Source organism: Bacillus sp. FSL W8-0183 (genome assembly GCF_038006825.1).
GTDB classification, from domain to species: domain Bacteria; phylum Bacillota; class Bacilli; order Bacillales; family Bacillaceae; genus Bacillus; species Bacillus altitudinis.
On sequence record NZ_JBBOVY010000001.1, the window covers coordinates 3141878 to 3168320 of the forward strand.

At 40.3% G+C, this 26443-nt stretch carries 32 protein-coding genes, 1 pseudogene and 1 riboswitch; of the genes and pseudogenes, 7 read left to right on the top strand and 26 right to left on the bottom strand.

The window, feature by feature from the left end:
• Nucleotides 1-23: 23 nt before the first annotated feature.
• Entirely contained in the window at nucleotides 24-962 is a 939-nt protein-coding gene (locus NSQ64_RS16710; RefSeq protein ID WP_341017386.1) for a helix-turn-helix transcriptional regulator, read from the bottom strand.
• An 83-nt stretch (nucleotides 963-1045) separates the two neighbouring features.
• Here NSQ64_RS16710 and NSQ64_RS16715 point away from each other — a divergent pair, with 83 nt between their 5' ends.
• Nucleotides 1046-1690, top strand: a complete 645-nt coding sequence (locus NSQ64_RS16715) for an FMN-dependent NADH-azoreductase (RefSeq protein ID WP_135009705.1) — start codon at nucleotides 1046-1048, stop codon at nucleotides 1688-1690.
• Between the two features lie 78 nt (nucleotides 1691-1768).
• Here the strand turns inward: NSQ64_RS16715 and NSQ64_RS16720 are convergent, their stop codons facing one another.
• The 4 genes from NSQ64_RS16720 to NSQ64_RS16735 form a co-directional block, all read right to left on the bottom strand.
• Nucleotides 1769-3625: an alpha/beta fold hydrolase gene (locus NSQ64_RS16720; RefSeq protein WP_341017389.1), complete on the bottom strand. Its 1857-nt coding sequence runs from the start codon at nucleotides 3623-3625 to the stop codon at nucleotides 1769-1771.
• Nucleotides 3626-3682: 57 nt separating this feature from the next.
• Nucleotides 3683-4249 (bottom strand): TetR/AcrR family transcriptional regulator, encoded by a 567-nt coding sequence (locus tag NSQ64_RS16725; protein WP_268361637.1) that lies wholly within the window; start codon nucleotides 4247-4249, stop codon nucleotides 3683-3685.
• Nucleotides 4250-4525: 276 nt separating this feature from the next.
• Nucleotides 4526-4834 (bottom strand): hypothetical protein, encoded by a 309-nt coding sequence (locus NSQ64_RS16730; RefSeq protein WP_341017391.1) that lies wholly within the window; start codon nucleotides 4832-4834, stop codon nucleotides 4526-4528.
• Nucleotides 4835-4999: 165 nt separating this feature from the next.
• On the bottom strand, nucleotides 5000-5602 hold the full coding sequence (locus tag NSQ64_RS16735) for a DUF3885 domain-containing protein (RefSeq protein WP_341017393.1): 603 nt from the start codon (nucleotides 5600-5602) through the stop codon (nucleotides 5000-5002).
• 366 nt (nucleotides 5603-5968) lie between these two features.
• Between NSQ64_RS16735 and NSQ64_RS16740 the strand changes: the two are divergent.
• The 3 genes and pseudogenes from NSQ64_RS16740 to NSQ64_RS16750 form a co-directional block, all read left to right on the top strand.
• Nucleotides 5969-6475, top strand: a pseudogene (locus NSQ64_RS16740) (T7SS effector LXG polymorphic toxin); the annotation flags it as partial.
• 31 nt (nucleotides 6476-6506) lie between these two features.
• Nucleotides 6507-6689, top strand: a complete 183-nt coding sequence (locus tag NSQ64_RS16745) for a polymorphic toxin type 50 domain-containing protein (protein ID WP_268383057.1) — start codon at nucleotides 6507-6509, stop codon at nucleotides 6687-6689.
• Between the two features lie 19 nt (nucleotides 6690-6708).
• A complete protein-coding gene (locus tag NSQ64_RS16750; RefSeq protein ID WP_171465738.1) occupies nucleotides 6709-7056 on the top strand; it encodes a hypothetical protein in 348 nt (115 codons plus the stop codon).
• Between the two features lie 39 nt (nucleotides 7057-7095).
• Here NSQ64_RS16750 and NSQ64_RS16755 read toward each other — a convergent pair whose 3' ends face one another.
• Both NSQ64_RS16755 and NSQ64_RS16760 read right to left on the bottom strand, forming a co-directional pair.
• Complete coding sequence (locus tag NSQ64_RS16755) at nucleotides 7096-7299, bottom strand: DUF5776 domain-containing protein (protein ID WP_234900733.1); 204 nt, start codon at nucleotides 7297-7299, stop codon at nucleotides 7096-7098.
• Between the two features lie 28 nt (nucleotides 7300-7327).
• Nucleotides 7328-7795 (bottom strand): N-acetylmuramoyl-L-alanine amidase, encoded by a 468-nt coding sequence (locus NSQ64_RS16760; protein ID WP_412055232.1) that lies wholly within the window; start codon nucleotides 7793-7795, stop codon nucleotides 7328-7330.
• Between NSQ64_RS16760 and NSQ64_RS16765 the strand changes: the two genes are divergently transcribed.
• From NSQ64_RS16765 to NSQ64_RS16775, 3 genes are all read left to right on the top strand, one after another.
• Entirely contained in the window at nucleotides 7757-8041 is a 285-nt protein-coding gene (locus NSQ64_RS16765) for an ImmA/IrrE family metallo-endopeptidase (RefSeq protein ID WP_445684658.1), read from the top strand. The two genes, NSQ64_RS16760 and NSQ64_RS16765, sit on opposite strands and share 39 nt — an antisense overlap.
• A 25-nt stretch (nucleotides 8042-8066) precedes the next feature.
• Nucleotides 8067-8360, top strand: a complete 294-nt coding sequence (locus tag NSQ64_RS16770; RefSeq protein ID WP_268383053.1) for an Arm DNA-binding domain-containing protein — start codon at nucleotides 8067-8069, stop codon at nucleotides 8358-8360.
• A 61-nt stretch (nucleotides 8361-8421) separates the two neighbouring features.
• Nucleotides 8422-9201 (top strand): site-specific integrase, encoded by a 780-nt coding sequence (locus NSQ64_RS16775; protein ID WP_341017402.1) that lies wholly within the window; start codon nucleotides 8422-8424, stop codon nucleotides 9199-9201.
• A gap of 78 nt (nucleotides 9202-9279) precedes the next feature.
• On the opposite strand, the gene sufB is transcribed toward NSQ64_RS16775, so the two are convergent.
• The 19 genes from sufB to NSQ64_RS16870 form a co-directional block, all read right to left on the bottom strand.
• Nucleotides 9280-10677, bottom strand: a complete 1398-nt coding sequence (sufB, locus tag NSQ64_RS16780) for a Fe-S cluster assembly protein SufB (RefSeq protein WP_007500362.1) — start codon at nucleotides 10675-10677, stop codon at nucleotides 9280-9282.
• A gap of 17 nt (nucleotides 10678-10694) precedes the next feature.
• Nucleotides 10695-11141 carry a Fe-S cluster assembly sulfur transfer protein SufU gene (gene sufU, locus NSQ64_RS16785; protein WP_008347017.1) on the bottom strand — a complete coding sequence of 149 codons (447 nt, stop codon included), beginning with the start codon at nucleotides 11139-11141 and terminating at the stop codon, nucleotides 10695-10697.
• Nucleotides 11131-12351, bottom strand: coding sequence for a cysteine desulfurase (locus NSQ64_RS16790; protein WP_035389339.1), 1221 nt, complete (start codon nucleotides 12349-12351; stop codon nucleotides 11131-11133). Before NSQ64_RS16790 ends, sufU begins: the two co-directional genes overlap by 11 nt.
• On the bottom strand, nucleotides 12351-13664 hold the full coding sequence (gene sufD / locus NSQ64_RS16795) for a Fe-S cluster assembly protein SufD (RefSeq protein WP_008347022.1): 1314 nt from the start codon (nucleotides 13662-13664) through the stop codon (nucleotides 12351-12353). Before sufD ends, NSQ64_RS16790 begins: the two co-directional genes overlap by 1 nt.
• Nucleotides 13665-13682: 18 nt before the next feature.
• Nucleotides 13683-14468 (bottom strand): Fe-S cluster assembly ATPase SufC, encoded by a 786-nt coding sequence (sufC, locus tag NSQ64_RS16800; RefSeq protein WP_007500355.1) that lies wholly within the window; start codon nucleotides 14466-14468, stop codon nucleotides 13683-13685.
• Between the two features lie 211 nt (nucleotides 14469-14679).
• Nucleotides 14680-14817, bottom strand: coding sequence for a hypothetical protein (locus NSQ64_RS16805; RefSeq protein ID WP_162835676.1), 138 nt, complete (start codon nucleotides 14815-14817; stop codon nucleotides 14680-14682).
• A 215-nt stretch (nucleotides 14818-15032) separates the two neighbouring features.
• Nucleotides 15033-15401, bottom strand: coding sequence for a carboxymuconolactone decarboxylase family protein (locus NSQ64_RS16810; protein WP_024719777.1), 369 nt, complete (start codon nucleotides 15399-15401; stop codon nucleotides 15033-15035).
• A gap of 308 nt (nucleotides 15402-15709) precedes the next feature.
• Nucleotides 15710-16531: a methionine ABC transporter substrate-binding lipoprotein MetQ gene (gene metQ, locus NSQ64_RS16815; RefSeq protein ID WP_268383045.1), complete on the bottom strand. Its 822-nt coding sequence runs from the start codon at nucleotides 16529-16531 to the stop codon at nucleotides 15710-15712.
• A 14-nt stretch (nucleotides 16532-16545) separates the two neighbouring features.
• A complete protein-coding gene (locus NSQ64_RS16820; RefSeq protein WP_017368014.1) occupies nucleotides 16546-17214 on the bottom strand; it encodes a methionine ABC transporter permease in 669 nt (222 codons plus the stop codon).
• Nucleotides 17207-18232 carry a methionine ABC transporter ATP-binding protein gene (locus NSQ64_RS16825; protein WP_024719778.1) on the bottom strand — a complete coding sequence of 342 codons (1026 nt, stop codon included), beginning with the start codon at nucleotides 18230-18232 and terminating at the stop codon, nucleotides 17207-17209. The genes NSQ64_RS16820 and NSQ64_RS16825 overlap by 8 nt, the downstream gene beginning before the upstream one ends.
• A 155-nt stretch (nucleotides 18233-18387) precedes the next feature.
• Nucleotides 18388-18496, bottom strand: a riboswitch (SAM riboswitch).
• A 102-nt stretch (nucleotides 18497-18598) separates the two neighbouring features.
• Nucleotides 18599-18940, bottom strand: a complete 342-nt coding sequence (locus tag NSQ64_RS16830; RefSeq protein WP_008347033.1) for an SCP2 sterol-binding domain-containing protein — start codon at nucleotides 18938-18940, stop codon at nucleotides 18599-18601.
• A gap of 120 nt (nucleotides 18941-19060) precedes the next feature.
• Entirely contained in the window at nucleotides 19061-19363 is a 303-nt protein-coding gene (locus NSQ64_RS16835; RefSeq protein ID WP_007500346.1) for a thioredoxin family protein, read from the bottom strand.
• 11 nt (nucleotides 19364-19374) lie between these two features.
• Nucleotides 19375-19719 carry a toprim domain-containing protein gene (locus tag NSQ64_RS16840; protein ID WP_008347035.1) on the bottom strand — a complete coding sequence of 115 codons (345 nt, stop codon included), beginning with the start codon at nucleotides 19717-19719 and terminating at the stop codon, nucleotides 19375-19377.
• A 127-nt stretch (nucleotides 19720-19846) separates the two neighbouring features.
• A complete protein-coding gene (locus NSQ64_RS16845) occupies nucleotides 19847-20083 on the bottom strand; it encodes a YusG family protein (protein WP_008347037.1) in 237 nt (78 codons plus the stop codon).
• Nucleotides 20084-20127: 44 nt separating this feature from the next.
• A complete protein-coding gene (gene gcvH / locus NSQ64_RS16850) occupies nucleotides 20128-20511 on the bottom strand; it encodes a glycine cleavage system protein GcvH (RefSeq protein ID WP_008347039.1) in 384 nt (127 codons plus the stop codon).
• A 66-nt stretch (nucleotides 20512-20577) separates the two neighbouring features.
• Nucleotides 20578-20934: an arsenate reductase family protein gene (locus NSQ64_RS16855; RefSeq protein ID WP_008356673.1), complete on the bottom strand. Its 357-nt coding sequence runs from the start codon at nucleotides 20932-20934 to the stop codon at nucleotides 20578-20580.
• A gap of 110 nt (nucleotides 20935-21044) precedes the next feature.
• The gene (locus tag NSQ64_RS16860) at nucleotides 21045-22826 is read right to left on the bottom strand and encodes an acyl-CoA dehydrogenase family protein (protein ID WP_046344434.1); all 1782 of its coding nucleotides are present in this window, start codon (nucleotides 22824-22826) and stop codon (nucleotides 21045-21047) included.
• Nucleotides 22827-22840: 14 nt separating this feature from the next.
• On the bottom strand, nucleotides 22841-24016 hold the full coding sequence (locus tag NSQ64_RS16865) for an acetyl-CoA C-acetyltransferase (RefSeq protein WP_098680603.1): 1176 nt from the start codon (nucleotides 24014-24016) through the stop codon (nucleotides 22841-22843).
• Between the two features lie 12 nt (nucleotides 24017-24028).
• On the bottom strand, nucleotides 24029-26416 hold the full coding sequence (locus NSQ64_RS16870; protein WP_268383041.1) for a 3-hydroxyacyl-CoA dehydrogenase/enoyl-CoA hydratase family protein: 2388 nt from the start codon (nucleotides 26414-26416) through the stop codon (nucleotides 24029-24031).
• Nucleotides 26417-26443 lie beyond the last annotated feature (27 nt).

A 26443-nucleotide genomic window follows, 5' to 3' on the forward strand; every position in this document is an offset into this window, starting at 1 on the left:
TTTGTGATTCAGATACAATCCGTTCATTTTATATATTGATCCATCATTTCTTGCAATTGAGTCAAATAACTTTCTTTTAATTCATCGGGGTATTCAATTTTCACATGTTTCCCAAATGAGATCAAATAGTGAGTCATATACGATAATTCTTCTTGGTTGTATCCCCCTACAATATAAGGCGTATCATCAATGGTCTCCAATCTCATATTCGGATAATGATTCTTCAAAAACTTCTCTTTCCCTTGTTCCGTTAATCGACATTTAAAAGAGATATCATGATAGGTTTTTTCGTACTCGAGCTGCAGTGCTTTTAATTCTTCCTTCGTAAAAGTGTCTTTCGTTTCTTCTTCGATCATCATGTCCGTCATACAATCACATCTGTAGATGCCCCACTTTTTATTCTGAACATCATATGCTTCGATAAACCAAATCCCATTTCGATAAAACAACTCAAGAAATTGTAGCCTGATCCTTTTATGTTCATATTGAGTGTATGTCATCTTCACGATTTGATCTTCCATCATTGCCTGCAATATCAAATCCAAATGATTTTGTTCACTTACTGGCGCGACATGATAGTAATGAATCACATCCAAAATCTCCGTGATCCGATGTTTTCTCTCATCAGACATTGTAGCAAACAGTTTTTGGCGAATCTGTGAGTAAGACTTTTTAAACGGTGTTGCTGACAACAGATCTAAGGCTTTAAGAGCGAAAAAAATGGCTTGAACTTCATCTATTTGAAAATAGATCGGAACCAATGGAGATTGATTCACGAGCCGATATCCTCCATGTCTACCATTTTCAACATAAAAAGCTAAGCCCATGGACTCTAGCTCTTCTATATCTCTTAAAGCCGTACGTTTAGAAATGCCAAATTCAGTTTCTAAATCTTTTAATTGAAATGAATATTTATCACTTAAAAAAATAAGCTCTTGGTTTAAGCGTTCTGATTTTTTCATTTGATTTTCCTTCTGAAAAAGGTGACATGTTTTGTCACCTTTATATTTTATACTCAGTTTATCAAAAGAAAAGGAGCCTGCATATGAAAACATTCATTATTAACGCACACCCTGATTTCACTCATCAAGAAAGTTATTCAAACAAACTGCAAACACTATTTTTAGAACAGTTTAAAAAAAGATTCCCTCATGAGGAGCCTTCCATTTTACATTTATATGGAACTGAAATTCCTCGTATCGAAAAAGATCAGCTGCTACGTATTTGGGATAAGCAAGCATCTGAACAATCATTAACAGCTGCGGAGGAAAAAATCGCCGCTTCTTCTGCTGCTTTATTGGCTCAATTCAAAGCACATCATCGAATCGTGATTGTATCACCTGTTCATAATTTCAATGTGACGTCACGTATGAAAGATTATATAGATAATATTTTGATCGCTAGAGAAACGTTTAAGTATACAGAAGAGGGTTCAGTTGGTCTGATGACTGATGATTATCGTGTACTTTTGCTTCAAGCAAGTGGCTCAATTTTCACAAATAACGATCGGTACACACCACTGGAATTTTCACATCATTACCTAAAAGAAATATTTCAAAACTTGATGGGGTTTCATCAATTTCATATTGTCCGGGCACAAGGAACAGCGATTTTAGATCAAAGGACTATCTTAAAATCTGCATCTGATGATATGACGAAAACCTTAGATGCGTTTTATGCACCTCGTTAACCTCTATTTTTTCAAGACCCAGAACGAAAAATTTTGCTCACTTGTCATCATTCTCATTTTTTCGTTTTGGGGTGACTCCTATCTGCTAGTACAAATATTATTGATGACTAATGCTGCCGTTTCACTCGGATGGCTAAGAGGGAAATGGTGGCCATACGGAACAAAATCAACCTTCCCAAGATGTGATGGCGCAGAATAGCCTCTGTCATACTCCCCCCAAATCATGTGAAGATGATCCTTTGTGACTTCTTTAAAGTCACCTTGATCGGTTTTCAGTAATAAATGGTTAAGCTGAACCGTCGTATTTAAAATTCTAGGAGAAGTAAAGCTCTTTCTGATTTTTTCAATATAATGTTCAGGGATACTCTCCGTGCTTTCAAACAAACCATTTCTTAACACATAACGCTCTATCATTTTAGGAGTTGTTAATTTTAATGACCATTTGTTCATCCATTGTGGAACATTTAGCGATTTAGCATTTTTTTTAGCAACAGGCGGCTGAAGTAAAGTGATGGAATACTCCTTATCTATGTACCCTTGTTCCAATGCTTCCAATAAGATAAACGCACCGAATGAATGGCCGATTAGATGTGCACCATTCGTCGCTTTTTCTATTACTTTTTTCACTACATTTAAATAGATATCTAGAAGATGTTTCTCTCGTTTAAATGGAGAACGCCCCAAACCTGGAAGGTCCAAGATCCATACAGGTTGACCTGTTTTCTCATGAAGCTCCTGTGCTAAAGGAAATAAATCTTCTCCATTACTCAATAAACCATGTAATAAAATAAACGGCTTCCCTTCTCCTTGTAATTGGTAAAGGGTGTTATTATCGCATAATGTTCGTTTAAATAAATGCTGGTGCTCACTATTTTGAGCCATCATTCGATAATCTAGATCAGCTACTACAGCAGGGAAAAATGTCATGACACTCGTCTTCTTAAACCAATCTTCTCCCATTATTTTTTTCACTGAAACATTTGAGAACGTTCGTTTTGTCATAAAATTCAATCCGTCAGAAGGAATGTTTGTGAGTTTACTTACACCACTCTTCATGATAGCTTTCATCAGTGGCAGTGGGACAGAGATGCTAGGTGCCTTCATATTCATACTTTCTGACATCATACTTAATAGTCCAGCAACGTTCTGATCGTGCTCTTTGTCTTCAACAAGTGTATATGTTTGAATAGCCGGCTGCTCCAACTTGAAAACCTGTACAATAAACTTCGCAAACTCATCGTTTGAAATAAGTGGTAACCGATAGTCCTTACCTCCAGGAATCACCGGCATGAGCCCTCTTCGCATACTCTTTACAAGCAAACCCAATCCTGCAATTTGTTCTGTACTCCCTGTTTGACTACTACCAACGACAGTTGGCGGATTAATGACAGAAAGCGGATAACCTACTGCTGATGCCTGTTGACGAATATAAAGATCTGCTAAAAACTTTGTTCTCTCATAAGGATTTTTTATTTTCAAGTAATCGTTTCCTTCTTCAAACACGTCGATGGCAACCTTGCTATTTTGATCATCAAAGGGACTCATATAACCGACAACATGAATAAATTGTTGCAACCCCTTCGATTGATGAATACTTTTAGCTAACTCACTAATGTGTTTGGCGCCATTTAAAAAGACAGAAGCTGCCTCTTTACTGGTTGCTTGAATATCCATCGTGCCTCCTGCGTGAATGATCACATCCGTTTTCAATACCCTCTCCTGATCTTCAGGACTTAGACCCAAATCAACTTTCGTCAAATCACCTTCAACAAAGTGCATCACTCCCTTTTTTAAAATGCCTCTTTCTTGAAAAATGCGTGTTGCTTTACTTTTCGACCTTACTAAAAGAAAAATGTTCACATCCTCTTTCGCTAATTCTTCGACTAATTGCTTTCCGATAAACCCTGTTCCACCAATTAAAAATACTGTTTTCATATGAGGTCTCCTTTTTAGTACTAAACAGTACTAATTTGATGTAAAAAAAATGCTTCTTTATCGAAGCAAGTTAAATAAATGATCTGCTGTTTTTGTGATGACAGTGGCATCCTTCAATGTTTCTGAAATAAATAACGCTCCTTCAAGATTTGTCATAAAAAGTGATGCCACCTCATCAATCTGAATCGTATCTCTTAATTCCCCATTCTCTACCCCTTGTTTCAGTAATAGAGAAACTTTCTCTTGTAATCCTGTAAAAAAAAGACCTATTTTTTCTTTTATTTGTGTGGCCTTTGCAGGACTTTGAATATAAAGAGTAATAAATGGACAGCCGCCCTTATACTCTCTCGACTGAACGCCTTGTGATAATTGCTTTAAAAACAGTTGAATACGATCTTCAACTGAAAATTGGGTCTGAGACAGTACGTCATCCATTGCAGATTGATACATATCAATCCAATAATCAACGACCCCTTCTAATAATTCCTCCTTATTAGAAAAGTGATAATACACATTAGACTTTGATACTTTGCTTACACGTACCAATTCATCCATACTTGTATAAGCAAACCCTTTTTCTAAAAATAAAGTTGCAGCTACTTCAAGCACACGTTTTTGATTCATTAATTTTGCCTTTGTCATAATTAGAACTATACAGTACTAATTTATTTAGTGCAAGTATTTATGATTATTTAGAAAAGAGTTTGATGAAAAAGTTTTCTCGATACGGTCAAACGCAAATGAGGAAACAAACCCTATATCCCATTCCATGGCTTTAATGATAATCATGATATGGTTTATTTAAATAATGGCTCTGTTAAACTTTAGTGTTGGTAATGAATGAAATTAAGAGGGAACCTTTATTGTCAAGGTTCCCTCTACTTTTGAATCAGCACATATTTAGTAAAACTCGGATACATTTTTACAATGTTTCTCCAATTCAACTATTGTAAGCAACTGTGTTTTTGGATATGGGTTTGAGTTTTCTACGGAATACGTTAGATGAACCAATGCGAATTTTTTTAGTTCACTTATCCAATAAACGACATCATCGTTATCTTCCCTTTTCGCAACTGCGATAGCCTTTTTTCCGTAGAGAATGTGATGTGGATGAACTTCTCTCTTTAATTCATCATTTAAAAACTCCGACATACTTTCATTGATTATCCACCAAGGTTCATCCATAAATGTTTCAAGAACACTTATCATATCATTAATCACTTCCCTAAATTAAGAGACTATCTATGAGCCTCCGAAAATTAAACATTAAATTTCGAAAGACGTAAGCTATCATAAGAGTTGTTTTCGTCAGCAAAGTATCTAACAAGATGAATTATTAATAGTGAGAGGAAACTAACAATAAGAGAGTTTCTTTTAATTATAATCTTCTCCTACCATTAAAGTACTATACTTTGTTTTAAATTTCTCATACTTTCTCTCATCCTTAAATAATAAGAATGCCCCTCTGTCATCATAAATATGATAAATAAAATCTTTATTTATAAAGATTATTTCAGGATAACTACAATATTTGTCATTGAACCTCGGAGCCATACTTTTAAAATCTTGATTACATATAGCCTTGATTATTTTCTTGTACTCTATATGCTGTTTTTTTGTTTCTAAAGAATACTGAATGACTCTTCCATTCTCATCTTTAGAATTTTTTACATTGAGTCTATATTTATTAATTTTTTTTGAATACTTACTATATACTCCTATCGGCCTCTGTAATGAATGCTCGCTTCGAACAATTGTGACGACGAACAATAAATCGTTCTCCCCAAAAAGTTCATCAAATATACTTATTGCAACATTATAAACCTTATTAAAATATTGAGGATTTAAATTGCCTTGATCATTAAACTGATACATGTCTTTTTCGAGTTGAATATGAAGGCTTAGAGGTAACTCGTCCAAGGAATCATTAATTAAATCAATATTGAATTCACTTTGTAAATAATCTAGGTGAACCATATCTCATTCTCCATTCATTCTTTTATGTACAATTCTTATTTTATTAATACTCGACCACTTTTATTTAGTGTAGCTATACGCTCTCCGGATTTATTCATTAATTTGTAGTAACTTCCTCCATGAGAATTCCCTTTCCCAAAATCTCTTGAAATGGACCAACCAGATGTAGGATCTTTCCACTCTTGTTTACCTTTAACCTTCTTAGTGAAATTCTCAAACTATTCCACAATCGTTTTTTCAACATCTAGTCTTTATCACCTATGTAAATTGTTTCATTTTCATAGAAATTAAGTATTTATTTCCCAATCACTCTCCGTATAATGGTAAACTCTCTATTGATTGCGACCAAGCATTAAGGAGAATGTCATGAAAACGTTAGATGTTCAGGCCTTACACCATACAATTGATCAAACACTGACACAGTTAATACAACAATCACAACATATGAAATCTCTTGAAAGTCAAATTAATCAAATCATTTCACTGGACGGCGCACTAAAAGGTGAAGCTGGGGAAGCTATTCGAGCGTTTTATGCAGAGTGTCATATCCCTTTTTTGCAATTCTTTCAAGTCACCCTTGGAGAATATAGCGCCGCACTCAAAAAGGTTCAGAATGCACTTCACGCATTTGAATCAAACGAAAATGGCTTTATCTCACAATCGTTTCTCGAACATGAGCTTGATCAAGGTTTAAAAAATGCCGAACGAGCCATATCTGATATCGTGTCAGATACCAATAGCGCCATTGGCAAGGTCAAACATATCATTGATTTACCAAGCGTGGACGAATCTGCTTTTCAAGCAAGCTATCAAAAAGCATGGATAAACATCTCAAAAACCATCGAAACGCTCCATGCCTTTGACAGAGAACAAGTTTTACGGCAACAATAAAAAAGCACAAGAATTGCTTGATAAATATGCTGGTAAAGGAGAAATGTTTGAAAACGGAAGGGAAGTTGTAAATTTCGGTCAAAAAATAGGACAAGCCTATGACATGAAAACTGAGAAATATTTAGAGACTACAAGAGGTACTATACATTATTCAAAAAACGGTGCTCATATAGTCCCTGCAAAACCATTAGAATGAATTAAAAGGATGATTAACTATGGAATATAACTCTTTAATAAAAACTTTAGATGAAAATGGAGGGAAAGAACTGATATTAGAGTGGAAAAATGGATTAAAGATTATTGGTAAACCAGACACACTTTATGAATCAGATAATGGCCTAGAAGACGATGATGTAAATTATACAGAATACTATGCAGTTGTATTTAGGGTAATAGAAGTTTTGATCCATCCTACTCACCCTACTCATAATGAAAGCAGTGTATATGATTGGATAAGTACAGGAAAAAGCTCATTAGTAGAAATTTCCCTTTATAAAGACCCACCAAGTGCAGTATATTTAGCAGACGGTCAAAAATTATGGGACTTTGACAGCGATGAATAACAAAGGAAAGCCCCTCCAACAAGGAAGGGCTTTTTCATTTTACTTTTGTTTAACCTCGACATATTTAGATGCAGCAGTGATGTACAGTCCTGATTTCAGTTTATACATTTTTGATCCGTTAACTGTCACAGTCTTATCAATCGTAAATGCTTCACCCGGCTTTACTTTTTTGTGCTTTGCTGACCAGTTCGGCTTATCATAGACCCATAGCCACCCATCAGCATTCGGCTTCACTACGGCCATTTTAATGCCCTTTGGTGTAGGGCTTGTTTTAGATGAAGATGACACCTTCGGCTGCCGCGATCCCTTCTGCGTGTCCCTCAGCCAACAAGTCAAGGAAAGATTCTTGTTTGAGCAGCGCAGCATCTTCTTTACGATCAATGAATAGATTCTCTGTCAGAATCGCTGGCATTTTTGTTTCTCTCAATACAGCAAGGTTTTTAGACTTGGTCCCTCGGTCTCGGTCTCCTAGTTTTTCTTTGATTTTGTTATAAATCGCATCATGTACGATTTTCTGTTGCTTGCCCGTGCCGGATGATGCAGATAATTTGTCGTAACGATACGTCTCAAAACCTGTGCCGCCAGCTGCATTGATATGGATTGATGCAAAATAATCAGCTCCCCAATTATTTGCTAGTCTTGCTCTTTGGGACAGATCAATATAAACATCAGTTGATCGTGTGAGCATAACTGTTGCCCCATATACCTTTTCGAGAATCGCTTTAGTTTTTGCGCTCACGAACTAGGGCATGCTTTACTTCATAATGAATCTAATACTCCTTTTTTAAAAAGAAACACTTTCTTTTCAACTGAAAAAATTGAACTGGAAGCAAACTTTTTCGCCATGCATTTACTGTTTTCTTCCGTTCAAAGGGGTATTACTTATTGTGAATTCAAAGAATATGGCATTCCGAAAGAATTTGTACAAAATTACCGCAGTATTTTTTTAAGCAAAAAACGAACAAGTGTTCTTGGGAGGATCTGAAAATAAAAGCAGGAAGTGAACTATCTTGGCTAGTTTCAGACAACACGAAAACGGTACGTGGGAATATAGAATTAGATATAAAGATAAAAGAACGGAAAAGTATAAAGAGAAATCAAAAAGGGGATTTAAAACAAAAAAAGAAGCTAGGATCGCTGCGGAAAAAACGGCAAACGATCTTGCATATGTTGGTTTTGATTCAACAAACGAAACAGTCGGGGGGTACTTTCCCGTTTGGTTAGAAGTATATAAAAAACCATCCGTAAAAAAAAACTACCTACTCTTTACAAGAAAGAACTATCAGAATCAATATTCTACCTAGATGGGAACATTATCGTTTAAGAGATATTGAACGGAATGAATATCAAAAATGGTTAAATGAATTGATTGAAAAATATAGCGAAGGAACTATAAGAAGAATTCACAGTATAATGAATTCAGCTTTAAATGAAGCTGTACATGATTTTAGAATCCTTCGAGAAAACCCGTTAATCAATATAAAAATACCTAAAAAGAAGGAGGAGAAAAAAGCATTAAAATTCTTCACTCTTTCACAAACTGAAAGATTTTTAAATCAAGTAAAAACACCTGTTAAGAATGCAAAATATTCACATTCAATTCAGTATTACGTCCTTTTCACTTTAATTGCAAGAACAGGTTTACGGATTGGAGAGGCTCTCGCATTAACATGGGATGATATAAATTTAAAAGATGGAGAGTTAACAATTGATAAAACTCTTATATATCCCTTGAATACTCAACCTTACATTTCAACACCTGAAACACAATCTAGTTACAGAACAATAAAACTTGATGATCACACAGTATCGTTATTAAAAAAACACCGAGTTAACAGACACGAAGTCGTTTTGATGTACACCAATTATGTTCAGCCGGAAAATAACATTGTGTTCTTTCAACATGAGGGCAAATGGTTAAAAACAAATGTTGTGAGAGAGTATTTTAAAGAAGTCTGTAAAAGGGCAAATCTTCCCGTTCTGTCTCCTCATGCTGTACACCTTTTAGAAGCTGGCGTGAATATTAAATATGTATCAGAACGGTTAGGGCATTCTAGTATAAAAACAACCGCAGATAAGTATCTCCATGTCACCAAAAAAATCGAGGACCAAGCAATGGAAATGTATCTGCGGTATGTTCAATAATTAAATTTTGTGGGTGTTTTGTGGGTGCTTGATAAAAATGTAATACCTAAACACCTTTAATCCCCGGTATATCAACGGTTAACCTATACTACCTTCCATTTCAAACTTAATCAAACGGTTCATTTCAACGGCGTATTCCATTGGCAGTTCTTTTGTGAATGGTTCGATGAAGCCCATGACGATCATTTCTGTTGCTTCTTCTTCAGAAATTCCGCGGCTCATCAAGTAGAATAGCTGCTCTTCTGATACTTTTGATACCTTCGCTTCGTGCTCTAATGAAATGTTGTCGTTTAAGATTTCATTGTAAGGAATCGTATCAGATGTTGATTTGTTATCCATGATGAGTGTATCACACTCGATGTTTGAGCGTGCACCCTCTGCTTTGCGTCCGAAGTGTACGATTCCGCGGTATGTGACTTTACCGCCTTGTTTGGAAATCGATTTCGATACGATCGTTGAAGATGTGTTTGGTGCAAGGTGAATCATTTTTGCACCTGCATCTTGGTGCTGACCTTTACCTGCTAGGGCAATACTTAATGTCATACCACGAGCGCCTTCACCTTTTAGGATAACCGCTGGGTATTTCATTGTCAGCTTAGAACCGATGTTTCCATCAATCCATTCCATTGTTGCATTCTCTTCACATACTGTACGTTTTGTCACAAGGTTGAAGACGTTGTTTGCCCAGTTTTGAATCGTTGTATAACGGCAGTAGCCGCCTTTTTTCACGATAATTTCAACAACCGCACTATGAAGTGAGTTTGTTGTGTAAACTGGAGCTGTACACCCTTCTACGTAATGCACATGTGCGCCTTCATCAACGATGATCAGTGTACGTTCGAACTGACCCATGTTCTCAGAGTTGATTCGGAAGTATGCTTGAAGTGGTGTATCTACTTTTACGCCTTTTGGTACGTAGATGAATGAACCACCAGACCATACAGCCGAGTTAAGCGCAGCAAATTTGTTGTCAGTCGGAGGAATGACTTTTGCCCAGTGCTCACGGAAGATGTCTTCGTTCTCTTTTAATGCACTGTCTGTATCTTTAAACACAATGCCTAGATCTTCAAGATCTTGCTTCATGTTGTGATACACAACTTCAGATTCATACTGAGCAGATACACCTGCTAAGTACTTTTGCTCTGCTTCAGGGATTCCAAGCTTATCAAAGGTTTGTTTGATTTCTTCTGGTACTTCATCCCAAGAACGCTCAGAGCGTTCTGATGGTTTTACGTAGTACGTAATTTCATCAAAGTTTAATGCATTTAAATCTCCGCCCCATTGTGGCATCGGCATGTTGTAAAAGTGCTCAAGAGATTTCAAACGGAAGTCGAGCATCCACTGAGGCTCTTCTTTCATACGAGAAATTTCTTCAACGATCTCTTTTGTCAGTCCGCGCTCTGAACGGAAAATGGAAACGTCTTTATCAGAAAAGCCGTATTTATATTCACCAACATCTGGCATTTTTTTAGCCATCCATTTTCACTCCAATCTTATGATTTGCCGTTATCTTCGGCAGATGCGCCTTTTTCAAGCGCCTTCCAGGATAATGTTGCACATTTGATGCGCGCTGGGAATTTTGCCACTCCCTGCAGCGCCTCAATGTCACCAAGATCAATGGAATCGTCGTATTCTTTTCCTAGCATCATATCGGAGAAAATCTGAGACATTTTCAAAGCTGTTTCAATATCTTTCCCTTTAATCGCCTGCGTCATCATAGAGGCAGATGCCATCGAAATCGAGCATCCTTCTCCTTCAAATTTCGCATCGATGACTTTTTCGTCTTCGATTTTCATCGTGAGACGAATGCGGTCACCACACGTAGGGTTGTTCATATCGACGACAATGCTGTCGTTTAACACACCTTTGTTTCTCGGATTTTTATAATGATCCATAATCACTTGTCTGTACAGTGTGTCTAAGTTTACATTAAAAGACATTCGTAAAATACTCCTTTGTCTTACGGAGCGCTGCCATGAGCTCGTCAATCTCCTCTTCTGTATTGTACAGATAGAAGCTTGCTCTTGCAGTCGCTGATACACCAAGCCATTTCATGAGCGGCTGTGCACAGTGATGTCCAGCACGAATGGCGACACCTTCCGTATCTAGAACAGTTGAGGCATCATGAGGATGGACGTCGTCTAAGTTAAACGTCACAAGTCCAGCTCGGTGCTGCGGTCCGTAAACCGTGGCACCTTCAAGCTCCTTAAAGCGCTCAAGTGCATAAGTCGCAAGCTGATGCTCGTAACGGCTGACTTCCTCCATTCCGATGTCATTTAAGAAATCAATCGCTTTTCCGAGCCCAATTGCTCCTGCAATAATCGGTGTTCCCGCTTCAAATTTCCACGGCAGCTCTTTCCATGTAGAATCATATAGATCCACAAAGTCGATCATTTCACCGCCAAACTCAGCAGGCTCCATATTATTCAAAAGGTCCTTCTTCCCGTAAAGAACACCAATGCCAGTCGGTCCACACATTTTATGCCCAGAGAAGGCGAAAAAGTCGCAATCCAAGTCCTGAACATCAATTTGCATGTGAGGGGTGCTCTGGGCACCATCGACGACGATAATTGCACCGTGATCGTGAGCAATCTTTGCGATGTCTTTAATTGGGTTGATGGTTCCTAATACGTTTGAGACATGTGTGACAGCAACGATTTTCGTTTGATGTGTGATGGTTTGCTTCACATCTTCAAGCGACAGCGTGCCGTCTTCCTGTAACGGAATATATTTCAATGTGGCGCCAGTTGCTTTTGCTGCCTGCTGCCAAGGGATGATATTCGCATGATGTTCCATATGCGTAATGACGATCTCATCGCCTTCTTTAAGGTTTGCTCTAGCATAACTGATTGCCACTGTGTTCAGTGCTGTTGTTGTTCCTCTAGTAAAAATAATCTCCTGGACAGAAGAAGCGCCAATGAATGCTCGAACTTTTTCTCTTGCACCCTCGTATGCGTCCGTTGCTCTTGTGCCAAGGGTATGAACACCCCGGTGGACGTTCGAGTTGTAAGACCGGTAATACTCATTCATTGCATCAATGACAACTCGTGGTTTTTGAGATGTCGCTGCACTGTCCAAATACACCAAATCATGTCCGTTCACTTGCTGATGAAGGATTGGAAACTGCTCACGAACGTCTTTGATATTCATTATTTTACTTTCCTTTCAATCACAGAAACGAGCTGCTTTTTAACTCCTTCAATCGGCAGTTCTTTGACGACTGGATTTAAGAAGCCATAAATGACAAGTCTTTCTGCATCTTCTTTGGAAATCCCACGGCTCATGAGGTAATAAAGTTGAATTGGATCAACACGCCCAACAGAAGCAGCGTGCCCTGCTGTTACATCATCTTCATCGATTAAAAGAATTGGGTTAGCGTCACCGCGTGCTTTCTCACTCAGCATGAGAACACGAGATTCTTGCTCTGCATTTGACTTCGTTGCGCCATGCTCGATTTTACCAATCCCGTTAAAGATAGAAGATGCTTGATCCTTCATGACACCATGCTTCAAGATATACCCTTCAGAGTTTTTACCGAAGTGGATGATGCTTGTTGTGAAGTTTTCCGTTTGATTCCCGCGGCCAACAACAACTGATTTCGTATCACCGAATGTACCGTCGCCCATAAGCTTTGTGATGTTTTCAGACACAACGTCTCCATCATTCATCAGACCAAGCGCCCATTCGATTTTACTGTCACGACCATTTGCCATACCACGTCTATTCACATAGACTGTCACACCTTCTGCAAGGTTATCCACTGCACCGTAAGTGACGCGGGCATTTGCACCCGTGAAGACTTCAGACACGATATTGAAGATCGCTTCTTCTGGTGTTGCCGTACTGATGTAGTTTTCTACATATGTCACAGCACTATGATCGTCTGCTACAACGATGACATGGTTGAACAACGTTGTTTCGTCATTTTCATGAAGATAAACGGCTTGAATGGGTGCCTCAAGCTCTACGTTTTTGGGTACATAGAGGAAAGCTCCGCCATTCACTAAAGCAGCATGTAGAGCTGTTAGTTTGTGCTCATCCACTTTCACTGCATCTGTCATGAAATATTTCTTCACTAGGTCTCCATGTTCGCGAATCGCTGTATGGATATCGGTGAAGATCACACCTTTGTCTTTTGCTTCCGTAGAAAGAGACAAGTATGCTGGCGTTTGATCACGCTGAATGTAGACTGTCTTATCTGTGTCCTCTAAATCAATAAGAGACTTCACTTCTTCAGGAAGCTCTTCTAAAGATCCAAATGGCGCACTTTCGACTGTATGCTGTTTGAAATTGGTTAAATTCCATTTAGAAATATTCGTTTTGTCAGGCTTTGGCATTGGAAGGTCTTCTGCTTTTTCAAGAGCCTGTAAGCGAAGGGAACTCATCCATGCCGGTTCCTGATGCTTCTCGGAGAAGCTTTTGACATAATCTTGATCTACTGATAATTTCGTTTCTAATGTCATCAATAATCCTCCTAACGCTTACGCTTCTTGACCAACAGTTTCGTCTTCAATTCCTAACTCTTTTTTAATCCAGTCATAACCTTCTGCTTCTAGACGCTGCGCGAGTTCTGGTCCGCCAGATTTCACAATACGTCCTTGCATCATGACATGAACGTGATCTGGTGTGATGTAGTTCAATAAACGCTGATAGTGAGTGATCATTAAGCAGCCGAAGCTTTCGCCGCGCATTTTATTAATTCCTTTAGAAACAACTTTCAGCGCATCGATATCAAGACCAGAATCGATTTCGTCAAGAATGGCGATTTTTGGTTCAATCATCATTAATTGAAGGATTTCGTTGCGTTTTTTCTCCCCGCCTGAGAAACCTTCGTTTAGGTATCGCTGTGCCATATCTGGGTCCATTTCAAGGAATTCCATGTTTTCGTCCATTTTGCGGATGAATTTCATGAGAGAGATTTCATCGCCTTCTTCTCTGCGTGCGTTAATAGCCGAACGAAGGAAGTCTGCATTTGTCACACCACTAATTTCAGATGGATATTGCATTGCAAGGAAAAGACCCGCTTGCGCGCGCTCATCTACTTCCATTTCAAGAACATCTTCGCCATCAAGCAAGATGCTGCCTTTTGTCACTTCATACTTAGGGTGGCCCATGATAGCAGCAGATAAAGTAGATTTACCTGTTCCGTTTGGTCCCATTACTGCGTGGAATTCTCCACCTTTTATTTCTAGGTTTACACCTTTTAAGATTTCTTTCCCTTCAATCTCAACGTGCAAGTCCTTAATTGTTAATGTCGAAGCAGTCATATATCGATACCTCCAAAATAATCATTATTCTCAATTTATTCTCATTCTAATTTTATAACAAATTAAAAGTGAATACAACACATTCACGACAAGCGTGAGAGGATGCTCTCAAAATTCTAACAAAAAATACAGGTAGATAAAAGGATTTATGTCGAAAAGACAGTTTTCATAAAGAAAGGACGGGAAACTATTCTCCCCGTCCCTTAGCTATTTAATAGCCTTGTATATTCATTTTTGCGAGCTGCCTTTTCTCATCTCGATAGGACTGCTCTCGTTTATATTCCACTTTCATCCTTAAGTCATGGTCTCTTTCGTACTCTGCATAGCTCATGCCATGAGCTTTATGCATGGCCTTTTCCATCTCGGCGGTATAATCCAATCCCAGTGTACTATGGTCCGAACAAATAATAAACCATTCCCTTCTTTGAGTGTAGCTTCATTGTATCAAAGGCACGCTGCTTCACTCAAAAGGGATATAGCGCGCTATGCTGGCATATTTTCTCACACAACCGGCTGAGAACGACTCAACTCCCTGAGATGGAAAAATACCATCTTATCCTTCCCTTAATGCGTCTGTCCTCCAAATTCATCGATACATTGCTGAACAACTGTGATGCCTTGACTTAGCGCAGCACCGCCGCCAAACGCTGTCGCCACACTGACGACCTCTAGCAAATTCTCTTCTGTTGCGCCTTGATCGAGCGCTCCCTTTGTATGATAGATCATGCAATATTCATCCTGTGCATGAATGCTGATGCCGAGGGCAATCATTTGTTTTTCTTTTTGTGTTAAGGAATCACTCTGAAAGCACTGCTCCGTAAATTCATTGAATTTCTTGCCAAACACCGGCATTTTCTTCTGAAATTCACCCATTGCCGTTTTATAATCCGTCAGTGATTGCTGCATCGATCCGCTCATATGTTGTTCATTCATCTTCATTCCATCCCTTCAGGTCTTTTGTTCGTTTTTATTATGAGCGAGATTTGAAAAAATACACAAAAAAACCTCGCTTTGATGAAAGCGAGGTTGCAGATGATTGACAAAGGGCTAAAATGATCTTTATTTAGCCCTTTGTCTTCTTTTTTCAGCGTGATAGAAAACCTTTGCAGTCTAGGAAGGGCGAGTACCGGAGCAGAGCGAATTTGACATTCGTGAGCACCGGAGCGCAGACCTGACAACGAATGCGAGGGTTTGTCTACACGTTGAAACCTCGCTTTCATGAAAGCGAGGTTTACAAGTTGTTATTCAGATACAGGCAATACTGCACCATCATACTTTTTGTCGATGAATTCTTTGATTTTATCAGAGTGAAGAACTTCCATTAATACCTTGATCTTCTCTGATTTTTCGTCACCTTTGCGAACAGCGACGATGTTTGCATACGGGTTGTTTTTCGTTTGCTCAAGTTCAATTGAATCTTTTTTCGGATTCAATTTATTTTGGATGGCATAGTTAACGTTGATAAATACTGCATCGCCTTCACTGTTTTCATAAGCTTTCGCTGTTAGTTCAGGGGCGATTTTTTTGAATTTTAGGTTCTTCGGGTTTTCTTTGATGTTTTTGACTGTTGCGTTGATTGTATCTACTTTTGGATCAAGCTTGATCACACCAGCATTTTGTAATAGGGCAAGCATACGTCCTTGCTCAGCTACGTTGTTTGTCATGATGATCGTGCCGTCGTTTGGAATATCTTTTACTGATTTGTATTTCTTAGAGTAGATACCGAAAGGCTCAAGGTGAACGGCACCAGCACTCACTAAGTTGTAATCTTTGTTTGATTTATTTTCTTCGTTTAAGTAAGGGATATGTTGGAAAAAGTTTGCATCCACTTCTTTTTCAGCTAATGCTTTGTTGTACATTTTATAATCGCTCAGTACTTTCACTTTTAGATCGTAGCCTTTTTCTTTTAGAAGTGGTTTTGCTTCTTCAAGAATCTCGGCATGTGGTGTTTTTGAAGCGGCAACCGTGATGGTTTTGTTATCGCTTGCGTTATTTGATGAACCGCACGCAGCTAAAATGCCTGCAAATGCTAGAAATAGTGCACTTAAAATCAATTTCTTCATGAATAATTCCTCCCTTAACGTTTATCAATTTTATTTGTAATCAAATCACCGATTATTTGAATGATAAAGACGATGATCAGAATAAACACAGTGGCTACAAGTGTGACATCTGTATTACCAGATTGGTATCCTTCCACATAAGCAAGGTCACCCAGTCCGCCTGCTCCAATTGCTCCTGCAATCGCAGTAGAGCCAATCAGAGCAATCGCTGTTACAGTAATTCCTGAAATAAGGGCTGGCAATGATTCTGGCAGCAATACTTTGAAAATAATGGTCGACGTTTTTGCTCCCATAGATCGTGCTGCTTCAATGACTCCTTTGTCTACTTCACGCAGTGCAATTTCAACAAGACGTGCGTAGAAAGGAGCTGAGCCAATGACAAGGGCAGGTAATGCTGCATTTGGGCCTAAAATTGTATGCATTAAAAATTTCGTAAACCCTAGTAAAAGAATAATTAAAATGATAAAAGGAATCGATCTGAAAATGTTGACGACTGCGCCGATGACAGCATTGATCGGTTTATTTTCCCAAAGACCGCCTTTTCCTGTAAGGAAGAGCAGTAGGCCAAGAATAATACCGATCACAAAGGCAAATGCCAATGAAATGAGTGTCATATACACTGTTTCACCCGTCGCGTCCCAAATGACATCTAGATCAACGTTCGGAAACCATTTCTCAAACATGTGTCATCACCTCGATTTCAACCTGTTTGCTTTGGATATAGGCGATGGCTTTTTCAACTTCGTTCTCGTCTCCATTAATATGGATAAAGAGTGTTCCAAACGCGCCTTCCTGCGTTTGAGAAATCTTTCCTTGCAGGATGTTCACATCGACCTTGAAGGATCGAATGATTTCCGTGATCAGCGGCTGTTCGGCAGAATCTCCGATAAAGGACAACCGGACGACCTGACCTTCTTTTACTCTCTCTAGGACGTGCTCGATCGTTTCTTTTGCTTCTTCTGGTTCAGCAAGCTGTTTCACGAATCGCTTCGTCATTTCTTCTTTCGGCTGTCTGAAGACACGTAATACTTCGCCTTCTTCGACAATACGGCCATTCTCCATCACCGCCACACGATGACAAATTTTGCGAATGACGTGCATTTCATGTGTGATCAATACAATGGTGAGTCCAAGTCGTTTATTAATATCGGCTAAAAGCTCAAGGATGGAATCCGTTGTTTGTGGATCAAGCGCAGATGTCGCTTCGTCACATAGCAGAACTTTTGGGTCATTCGCTAATGCTCTCGCAATCCCTACACGCTGCTTTTGCCCGCCGCTGAGCTGAGAAGGATATGCATTTTCTTTTCCTTCTAAACCGACCAATTTAATCAGTTCGTTTGCACGAGCTCTCCGTTTTGATGTTGGTACACCTGCGATCTCGAGCGGGAACATAATATTTTGTCTCACTGTTCTTGACCAGAGCAAGTTAAAGTGCTGGAAAATCATGCTGATTTCTTGTCTTGCTTTCCGAAGTTTCGCATTCGATACTTCATTGATCCGGTTGCCTGCCACTTCAACGATTCCTTCTGTTGGCAGCTCCAGACCGTTTAATAGGCGAATCAGGGAACTTTTCCCTGCGCCGCTATACCCGATAATTCCGAATATTTCACCTTTATCGATATCCAAGTTGACGTCTTTCACGGCATCAACATTTCCGCTTTTTGAATGATACGTTTTTGATACATTCTGTAAATGGATCACAGTCTGTTCACCTGCTTTCTTGCTGAATCTATAGGTTGCCATCACATACGTTCATTTATTCTTCCGACTGTTATGACGCTAGCCTGACGTAAGGTCAGTAAAAAAGACCTAACTGCAACGCAAGCAGAAAGGCCTTTTATATCAAATACGCCTTTCTCTCATCTTTCAAAGCATTGCGGCTTTGAGTGAATTGGCACCAATTTCAGCTATGCTGACGGTTGCCGGGTTTCATAGGGCACGTCCCTCCACCTCTCTTAATAAGAGAAAATATGTTGTTTTATGTGATGTTCATGTTTTTACTAACGTAGAATATCATGCTATCTGAGATATGTCAACGCTGTAAATCGCTAATTTCCAAGTAAACGACTACGTTATCATTTTTCGAAAAAAACCGTTCGTCAGCCAAAGTACTGCTTCTAGTCGAAGAAGTGCTCGAAATGAGCCTTTCACTTTCACTTGTCCTCTGCTGATCAGCTGCTGTAAGGACATGTCTCCATCTAATAATTGCAAAATCTCTTTTCGCTCACCATAAAAGATGAGATCCGATAACTCAATTGCAGGTAGTTTCTTCACTTCACCACGTTCATCCACAATCAATGTACAAGAGTCCGTTTCCGCCTCAAATGTAATCTTCAAGGATGATGATGAGAGCAACGGCTTTAACAATAATCGCTGCCCTGCACTTCCATGGGCTTTCACATTTTCCACATGTATAACCTCCCTGTCATTTGGTTATACATAACATTTCTCTACAAACATCGGCTTGTCCTTTATAAATAGCTCGACAAATTTTCAAATGAATTGCTTGAAATATGACAAAAAACCGCTTTATTTAGCGGTTTCAATCATTTCGTGAAGATATGGAACGGAGTGAAAGGCATAGCCTTTTTGCACGATTTCACCCTTTTTAAACAGGAGAAAGCAAGGGACACTTTCGATCTCAAATGCTTTCGCAAAACTTGGCGAGTAATTTAAGTTATTCTCATAAAAAGGAACTTCCGGCTGCATGGCATCAACCACTGCCAGCATCTTCTTTGCCAGCTGGCATGTTCCGCAAAATGGTGTATATAAGTACAAAAGAAATAAATCGTCCTCTATCTCCTTGAATTCATGCTCTTCAATCTCTTTCATATACGTCACCCTTATAAATATTTCGAATGAACATCAATGTTTGCAGCTAATAGAATAGATGCAATGTGGGCTGACGGTGAAGCGGCCACTTCGCGGTACGTTCTGTCGACAAAAAGATGCAGTGCTTCAGGGAATTCTTTTCGAAATTGCTTCCGCAGTTTGTCGCCAGCATCGTCACTGTCTGCTAATATGTAAACGTCTTTCCCGAATAAATCGTCCACAAGCTGATCCAGCTTCGATGTACTGATCGTGCCATTGGTGCAAATGATGGTAACAGGTTCACTTATGACTTCTTTTAGCTTCTGTTTATCTGATTTACCTTCTACAATGATGACCTTTTCTATCTCGACATTCATCACGATCACCCGGCCCTTTTGACGTTGATTCACTTCTTCCTTAGATTACAATCTTTCATTCAGGTTGTAAAGATTGGGCAATTGATCAACAAAAAGGCTGCAGCACTTACTGCAGCCTTATCTGTGATCAGCACCAGCCATTTTCATCGTCACAGTCTACATATTTTTCAGTCCCATGGGTCAATGTATCTGACAGACGATAAAAACGGTTTTGATCATAGGAATAACCTGATTTTAATTCATATTGATTTTCACTAATCATCGTACCAATCTCTTCGTTTTGATGGTAAAGCACCATGCCACTCTCTTTGAATCGTCCAGTGACATGCTCTGTTATATCCACCTGTTCTTTTTGAAAAGACAAATTGGACACCCCCCATAAAGGTAGAGTGTCCAATTTCACATGAATTAGTCTTCTTTTGTCATTTCTTCATATTGCTCAGCAGTCATTAAGTTCTCGATTTCAGATGCATCCGCTGGCTCTACTACGATCATCCAAGCTTTTTCGTATGGAGAGTCGTTGACGAACTCTGGGCTGTCATCAAGCTCATCGTTTACTTCAACGATTGTGCCGTTAATCGGTGCGTATAGTTCAGAAACTGTTTTGACTGATTCTACACTTCCGAAAGGCTCGTCCGCTGTAATTTTGTCTCCTACTTCAGGAAGCTCAACGAACACGATATCGCCTAGCTCAGATTGAGCAAAATGCGTAATACCGATACGCACCTTATCTCCTTCTACTTTGACCCATTCGTGTTCTTCTGAATAACGTAAATCTTTTGGTGTGCTCATTTCATACCCCTCCAGTCTTTTCTTACAATCTATATTGAAGATACCACAATCTGAATGAAAGTTACATCATTTCCAGACGCTTTTAAATGTATCTTCATTAAATCCAACTGTCACTCGTTTGCCGTCTGTTGTAATTGGACGCTTGATCAGCATTCCGTTAGACGCTAGTAATTCAAGCTGCTCGTCCTCTGACATTGCAGGAAGTTTATCTTTCAGCTGCAGCTCTCTGTATTTCTGACCGCTCGTATTAAAAAATTTCTTCAGCTCTAAACCGCTTTTTTCGTAAAGGGCTTTTAATGTTTCTTTATCAGGCGTCTCTTCGACGATATGTATGCTGTTGATGTCTTTATTGTGTTCTTCCAGCCATTTCTTTGCTTTTCGGCATGTACCGCAAGATGGGTATTCGTAAAAATCTAAAGCCACCATTTTCACCTCCTGCAAATAGTGACAACATTTTATCACAAAACATATGAAAAACCTAAATGTATGCTTACAAAAAGGTGCGACATGATATCCGCACCTTTTAAGCCGTCTTATACGATATATTTCTCTGCTTCAAAGATTCGTTTCGCCACCTCACGCTTTTTCGCGATGACATTCATTGGCGTGAATCTTGTCAGCTTGCGAAGGGCTGACAGACTCATACGGAGTGAATCTCCTTCTTCCATGGCAATCAATGATTCTTTCGCATGAGCTTCAATCTTTAAAAAGGCTTCCTGTGTGAAAATTTGTGTATACGCAAGCTTTTGTGCATTTTTTTCTGTGCCTGATGCTGCGATTGCTTTTTCCGTACGCAAGACCGCCGACTCAGCAGCAAAGAGTTCATTGACGATATCTGCTATATTCACAAGGATTTCTTGCTCTTTGTCTAATGCTTTCCCATATTTCATCGCGGCCATACCTGCCACCATCAAGGCGATCTTTTTCGCATGGGCAAGTAAGTATTTCTCTTGATCAAGCGGCTGATCACCCGGCTCTTCCGGCATCATCATCATTAGCTCTTCCTGAAGGGTTTGCGCTTTTTGAAGAAGCGGAAGCTCTCCTTTCATCGCTTTCTTCAAGAAGGTGCCTGGCACAAGCAATCGGTTAATTTCATTCGTTCCTTCAAAAATACGATTAATTCGTGAGTCACGATAGGCTCTTTCGACTTCGTATTCTTGCATGAAACCATATCCGCCGTGAATCTGCACACCTTCATCCACAATATAATCGAGCGTTTCAGAGCCAAGCACTTTACAAAGAGAGCATTCAATCGCATATTCTGCAATGGATTGCGCAATTTGTTTCCCATCCTTTTGCTCCTCGTCACTTAACAGACCCATTCTTTGTTCAAATAACCCGACTGTGCGGTATACAGCACTTTCCATGGCATAAAGCTTTGCCGACATGTTGGCTGCTTTTTCGCCAATTAAGCTAAATTGAGAAATTGGTGTTTTAAACTGCTTACGCTGATTGGCATACTCTGCCGATAATTGAATGACTCGTTTTGATGCACCGATTGTCCCTACAGCCAGTTTATAGCGTCCAATGTTCAAAATGTTAAAGGCAATGACATGACCTCTGCCTGCTTCACCAAGCAAATTCTCCTTTGGCACTTCGGCATCTTCAAGGATTAACGTTCTCGTCGAGGACCCTTTAATGCCCATCTTTTTCTCTTCAGGTCCTGTTTTGACTCCAGGAAAATCCTTTTCTACGATGAAAGCAGAGAAGTGTTCACCATCAATCTTCGCATACACGACAAACACATCGGCAAATGCGGAGTTTGTGATCCATTGTTTTTCCCCATTGAGGACATAATGTGTTCCAGCTTCATTCAGGACTGCCGTTGTTTTCGCACCTAGCGCATCAGAACCTGACCCTGGCTCTGTTAGGGCATAGGCCGCAATTGTTTCTCCAGAGGCGAGTCCTGGCAGGTACTTTTCCTTTTGCGCTTGATTGCCAAACAGCACGATCGGCAAAGAACCGATCCCGACATGGGCGCCGTAAGAAAGAGAGAAGCTGCCTGCTCTTGCAAATTTTTCAGTAATGATGGCTGAGCTGATTTTATCTAGCCCAAGCCCGCCAAATTCCTCAGGAACATCCGCACCAAGCAGGCCAAGCTCTCCAGCCTTTTTCAAGAGACGAACAGAATGCTCGAATTCATGATTTTCAATTTGATCGATGTGCGGAACGACATCTTGTAAAATGTAATCTTCTGTTGTTTTCCCGATCATTTGATGTTCATCTGAGAAATCCTCTGGTGTAAAGATATGCTCATAATTCGTCTCATCTATTAAGAAACTGCCACCCTTTTTTACATCTTCCATTGCTTTCATCCTGTTTTCCCCCTTTAGATCAATTCAAAAATGCCTGCCGCTCCCATGCCCCCGCCGATACACATCGTCACAATACCAAATTGTTCATTTCGCCGTTTCATTTCATGAATGAGGGACAGCGTGAGTTTCGTTCCTGTACAGCCTAGCGGATGTCCTAATGCAATGGCGCCGCCGTTGACATTTACCTTCTCTTCATCGATCCCTAGATGACGAATGACTTGAATCGCCTGAGAAGCAAATGCTTCATTTAATTCAAACAGCCCGATGTCCTTTAGCTCTAGACCAGCGATTTTCAGCGCACGCGGAATGGCTTCAACCGGCCCAATTCCCATGACTTCAGGTGGTACACCACCAACAGCAAACGCTCTGAACTTGGCGAGCGGCTGAAGAGAAAGAGAAGATGCTTTTTCGCGATCCATCATCATGACACATGCCGCTCCATCACTCGTCTGCGAAGAGTTTCCTGCAGTCACTGTGCCTTTTGTTGAGAAGGCAGGTCGTAACGTTGAGAGAACCTCCTCTGTTGTGCCGGCTCTTACACCTTCATCTTGTGAGAACGTAAATTGGCGTTCTTCTAGTTGATGCTGCTCTCCTACCCGTCTTTCTGTCACATCAACGGGAACAATTTCATCTGAAAATTTCCCTTCTTGAAGTGCCTTTGCTGCCTTTTGATGGCTCCTCACCGCAAAAGCATCTTGATCTTGTCGTGTGACCTGATACTTTTGCGCCACTTGCTCCGCTGTGTGGCCCATGCTCATATAGTATTCAGGCGCTTGCTCTGCCAAAAGAGCGTTTGGACGAATGGAGTGACCCATCATTGGGACTTGCGACATCGATTCGACGCCTCCGGCCAAAATGGTTTCTGCCTGCCCAAGCATAATTCGTTCACCTGCATAAGCAATTGACTGCAGACCAGAAGAGCAATAGCGGTTAATGGTGATAGCAGGTACTGTATATGGCAAACCTGCTAATGCCCCAATATTCCGGGCCACATTTAGTCCTTGCTCTGCTTCTGGTGTCGCACATCCGATGATTAAATCATCGATTGTTCCATCATAATCACCGGCACGCTTTAGCGTTTCTTTTACACACAATGCGCCCATATCATCAGGTCTGACATGTTTTAATGATCCCTTTTTGGCTTTCCCTACTGGTGTTCTTGCGCCAGCTACAATCACTGCTTCTCTCATTTTGACTCCCCCCTAGTTACGTAAAGGTTTTCCTTTAACGAGCATGTGCTGCATGCGTGCCTGAGATTTGACTTCCCCTACAAGACTTAAAAAGGCTTCTCTTTCAAGCTCTAATAAGTATTGTTCATCCACCTCTGTACCAAATGGCAATTTGCCGCCAGAAATGACATGCGCTAGTTTTTTCGCAATGGTCATGTCATGGTCTGAAATGTATCCAGACAATCTCATGTTTTCAGCAGCCAGCACCATTGCTGCGTAGCCTGTTTCCCCCATCACGGGCACCTTTCGCTTCAGCGGTGCACGATAACCCGCTTCATCAAGAGAAAGAACGAGTTGTTTCGCATCATGGATTAAATGATCACCATTCATGCTGATCCGGTCATTCACTCGGAGCATCTTCATATCACGCGCTTCCTCTGCTGATGTAGATACCTTTGCCATCGCAATGGCTTCAAAGGTTTGTAGCGTAGCATCTTGGATCGCAGTTGCTGATGGCTTTTCCGCTCCTTGCAGATGGCGAATATAGAGTTCTTTGTTTCCGCCTCCGCCCGGTATGAGTCCGACCCCCGCTTCGACAAGCCCCATATACGTTTCACTGGACGCTTGGATAGCGGCTGCTGGTAGACAAAGCTCCGTCCCTCCGCCAAGTGTCATACCAAATGGTGCAGCCACAACTGGACGGTCACTATACTTCACCTTCATCATCGCCTGCTGGAACCTGCGAATGACAAAATCAATTTCAAAGAAGTTGTCGTCCTGTGCTTCCATTAAAATTAAGGCGAGATTCGCACCAACACAGAAGTTCTTTCCTTGGTTACCGATGACCAGCCCTTTATAATTCTTTTCCGTTTCATCTACAGCACGATTGATCATATCAATGACATCAAGCCCAATGGCATTACTTTTCGAATGAAATTCAAGCAAGACAACATCATCCCCGATATCGATCAAGCTTGCACCTGTATTTTTAAAAATGACATCGTGTTTCTTTTTCAATCTAGCTAACGAAATATTCTTGTCGTTTCCCTTTTCCTGTTCATAAGCACCATTCTGATAAAATGCACGGTCTCCTTCGGCATTTTCTTGATAGAATGTGTCATGTCCTTGTGAAAGCATATCTCGCACCCAGGTCGGGATGCTGTGCCCTTCCGCTTCCATTCGACTGACGGCTTTTTTCACGCCAATCGCATCCCACAGCTCGAACGGGCCATGCTGCCAGCCAAATCCCCATTTCATGGCGTTATCGATGGACTGAATATCATCCGCAATGTCGCCTTTTAGATGAGCTGAATAAAGAAGAACAGGTGCGGTCATATTCCAAAGCAATTGCCCAGCACGGCCATCTTGATAAATAAGCGCTTTCAATTTCGCTTTTGTCCCCTTTTGCTGCTTGGCAATGTCAATGCCCGGATCCTTCAGCTTTGTCCGTTCTCCGTATGTGAGTGTGACAGGATCAAGCTCTAAAATGGTCTTTCCGTTTTTTTGATAAAATCCTTGCCCTGCTTTGCTGCCGATCCACCCTTTTTCGAGCATTCTTTCCATAAACTCAGGCAGCTGAAAAATATCTTTTTCCTTTCCTTCTACCTGTTCATACACATTGCGGGCTACATGAGAAAATGTGTCGAGTCCCACCACATCAAGTGTGCGGAAGGTCGCACTTTTCGGTCTGCCAATAAGTGGACCTGTGACAGAATCGACCTCTCCGATCGTGTATTTGTTCTCAAGCATTTCACGCACTGTGACAAGAAGCCCATAAGTGCCAATTCGGTTGGCAATAAAGTTCGGTGTATCTTTTGCTTCGACCACACCCTTGCCAAGTACATCTTCACCAAATGTTTTCATATATGAGAGTACTTCTGGATCTGTTTCTTGAATAGGAATTACTTCTAACAGCTTTAAATAACGAGCTGGGTTAAAAAAGTGAGTGCCTAAAAAGTGGCGTTTAAAATCAGCTGATCGGCCTTCTGCCATTTTTTCAACAGAAATACCGGATGTATTGCTGGATACGATGCTGCCTTCTTTGCGGTGTTCGTCGATGAGAGAGAATACGTGTTGTTTAATGCTGAGCTTTTCAGTGACGACTTCAATGATCCAGTCAGCATCGTGTAATAAGGAAAGGTGATCTGTGAGATTTCTGGGTGTGATGTATGATAGGTTTTTGGCTGAAGTAAGAGGTGCTGGCTTTTGCTTTAACAATTTTTTCATTGCGTCTTGGCTTAATCTATTCCGAACACTAGGGTGATCAAGCGTTAGCTTTTTTGCCGTTTCTTCCTTTGTCAGTTCATGTGGCACAATATCTAGCAATGTTACTGGTATCCCGATATTGGCTAGATGTGCAGCAATGCCTGAGCCCATGACACCTGAACCAATGACAGCCGCCTTGCGAATATGTTTGCCCATAAATATCCCCCTAAACATTTTGAATGA

What these genes read in the sequence shown, in the direction of transcription:
- NSQ64_RS16750 (WP_171465738.1), top strand. Translation starts at nt 6,709, where the DNA reads ATGGAATATAACTCTTTAATAAAAACTTTAGATGAAAATGGAGGGAAA.
- NSQ64_RS16710 (WP_341017386.1), bottom strand. Translation starts at nt 962, where the DNA reads ATGAAAAAATCAGAACGCTTAAACCAAGAGCTTATTTTTTTAAGTGAT.
- NSQ64_RS16810 (WP_024719777.1), bottom strand. Translation starts at nt 15,401, where the DNA reads ATGAATGAACAACATATGAGCGGATCGATGCAGCAATCACTGACGGAT.
- NSQ64_RS16870 (WP_268383041.1), bottom strand. Translation starts at nt 26,416, where the DNA reads ATGGGCAAACATATTCGCAAGGCGGCTGTCATTGGTTCAGGTGTCATG.
- NSQ64_RS16865 (WP_098680603.1), bottom strand. Translation starts at nt 24,016, where the DNA reads ATGAGAGAAGCAGTGATTGTAGCTGGCGCAAGAACACCAGTAGGGAAA.
- NSQ64_RS16755 (WP_234900733.1), bottom strand. Translation starts at nt 7,299, where the DNA reads ATGGCCGTAGTGAAGCCGAATGCTGATGGGTGGCTATGGGTCTATGAT.
- NSQ64_RS16725 (WP_268361637.1), bottom strand. Translation starts at nt 4,249, where the DNA reads ATGAATCAAAAACGTGTGCTTGAAGTAGCTGCAACTTTATTTTTAGAA.
- NSQ64_RS16835 (WP_007500346.1), bottom strand. Translation starts at nt 19,363, where the DNA reads ATGAAAGAGATTGAAGAGCATGAATTCAAGGAGATAGAGGACGATTTA.
- NSQ64_RS16860 (WP_046344434.1), bottom strand. Translation starts at nt 22,826, where the DNA reads ATGAAAGCAATGGAAGATGTAAAAAAGGGTGGCAGTTTCTTAATAGAT.
- sufC (WP_007500355.1), bottom strand. Translation starts at nt 14,468, where the DNA reads ATGACTGCTTCGACATTAACAATTAAGGACTTGCACGTTGAGATTGAA.
- sufU (WP_008347017.1), bottom strand. Translation starts at nt 11,141, where the DNA reads ATGTCTTTTAATGTAAACTTAGACACACTGTACAGACAAGTGATTATG.
- NSQ64_RS16730 (WP_341017391.1), bottom strand. Translation starts at nt 4,834, where the DNA reads ATGATAAGTGTTCTTGAAACATTTATGGATGAACCTTGGTGGATAATC.
- NSQ64_RS16715 (WP_135009705.1), top strand. Translation starts at nt 1,046, where the DNA reads ATGAAAACATTCATTATTAACGCACACCCTGATTTCACTCATCAAGAA.
- gcvH (WP_008347039.1), bottom strand. Translation starts at nt 20,511, where the DNA reads ATGAGCACACCAAAAGATTTACGTTATTCAGAAGAACACGAATGGGTC.
- sufB (WP_007500362.1), bottom strand. Translation starts at nt 10,677, where the DNA reads ATGGCTAAAAAAATGCCAGATGTTGGTGAATATAAATACGGCTTTTCT.
- NSQ64_RS16840 (WP_008347035.1), bottom strand. Translation starts at nt 19,719, where the DNA reads ATGAATGTCGAGATAGAAAAGGTCATCATTGTAGAAGGTAAATCAGAT.
- NSQ64_RS16805 (WP_162835676.1), bottom strand. Translation starts at nt 14,817, where the DNA reads ATGCATAAAGCTCATGGCATGAGCTATGCAGAGTACGAAAGAGACCAT.
- sufD (WP_008347022.1), bottom strand. Translation starts at nt 13,664, where the DNA reads ATGACATTAGAAACGAAATTATCAGTAGATCAAGATTATGTCAAAAGC.
- NSQ64_RS16820 (WP_017368014.1), bottom strand. Translation starts at nt 17,214, where the DNA reads ATGTTTGAGAAATGGTTTCCGAACGTTGATCTAGATGTCATTTGGGAC.
- metQ (WP_268383045.1), bottom strand. Translation starts at nt 16,531, where the DNA reads ATGAAGAAATTGATTTTAAGTGCACTATTTCTAGCATTTGCAGGCATT.
- NSQ64_RS16720 (WP_341017389.1), bottom strand. Translation starts at nt 3,625, where the DNA reads ATGAAAACAGTATTTTTAATTGGTGGAACAGGGTTTATCGGAAAGCAA.
- NSQ64_RS16735 (WP_341017393.1), bottom strand. Translation starts at nt 5,602, where the DNA reads ATGGTTCACCTAGATTATTTACAAAGTGAATTCAATATTGATTTAATT.
- NSQ64_RS16790 (WP_035389339.1), bottom strand. Translation starts at nt 12,351, where the DNA reads ATGAATATCAAAGACGTTCGTGAGCAGTTTCCAATCCTTCATCAGCAA.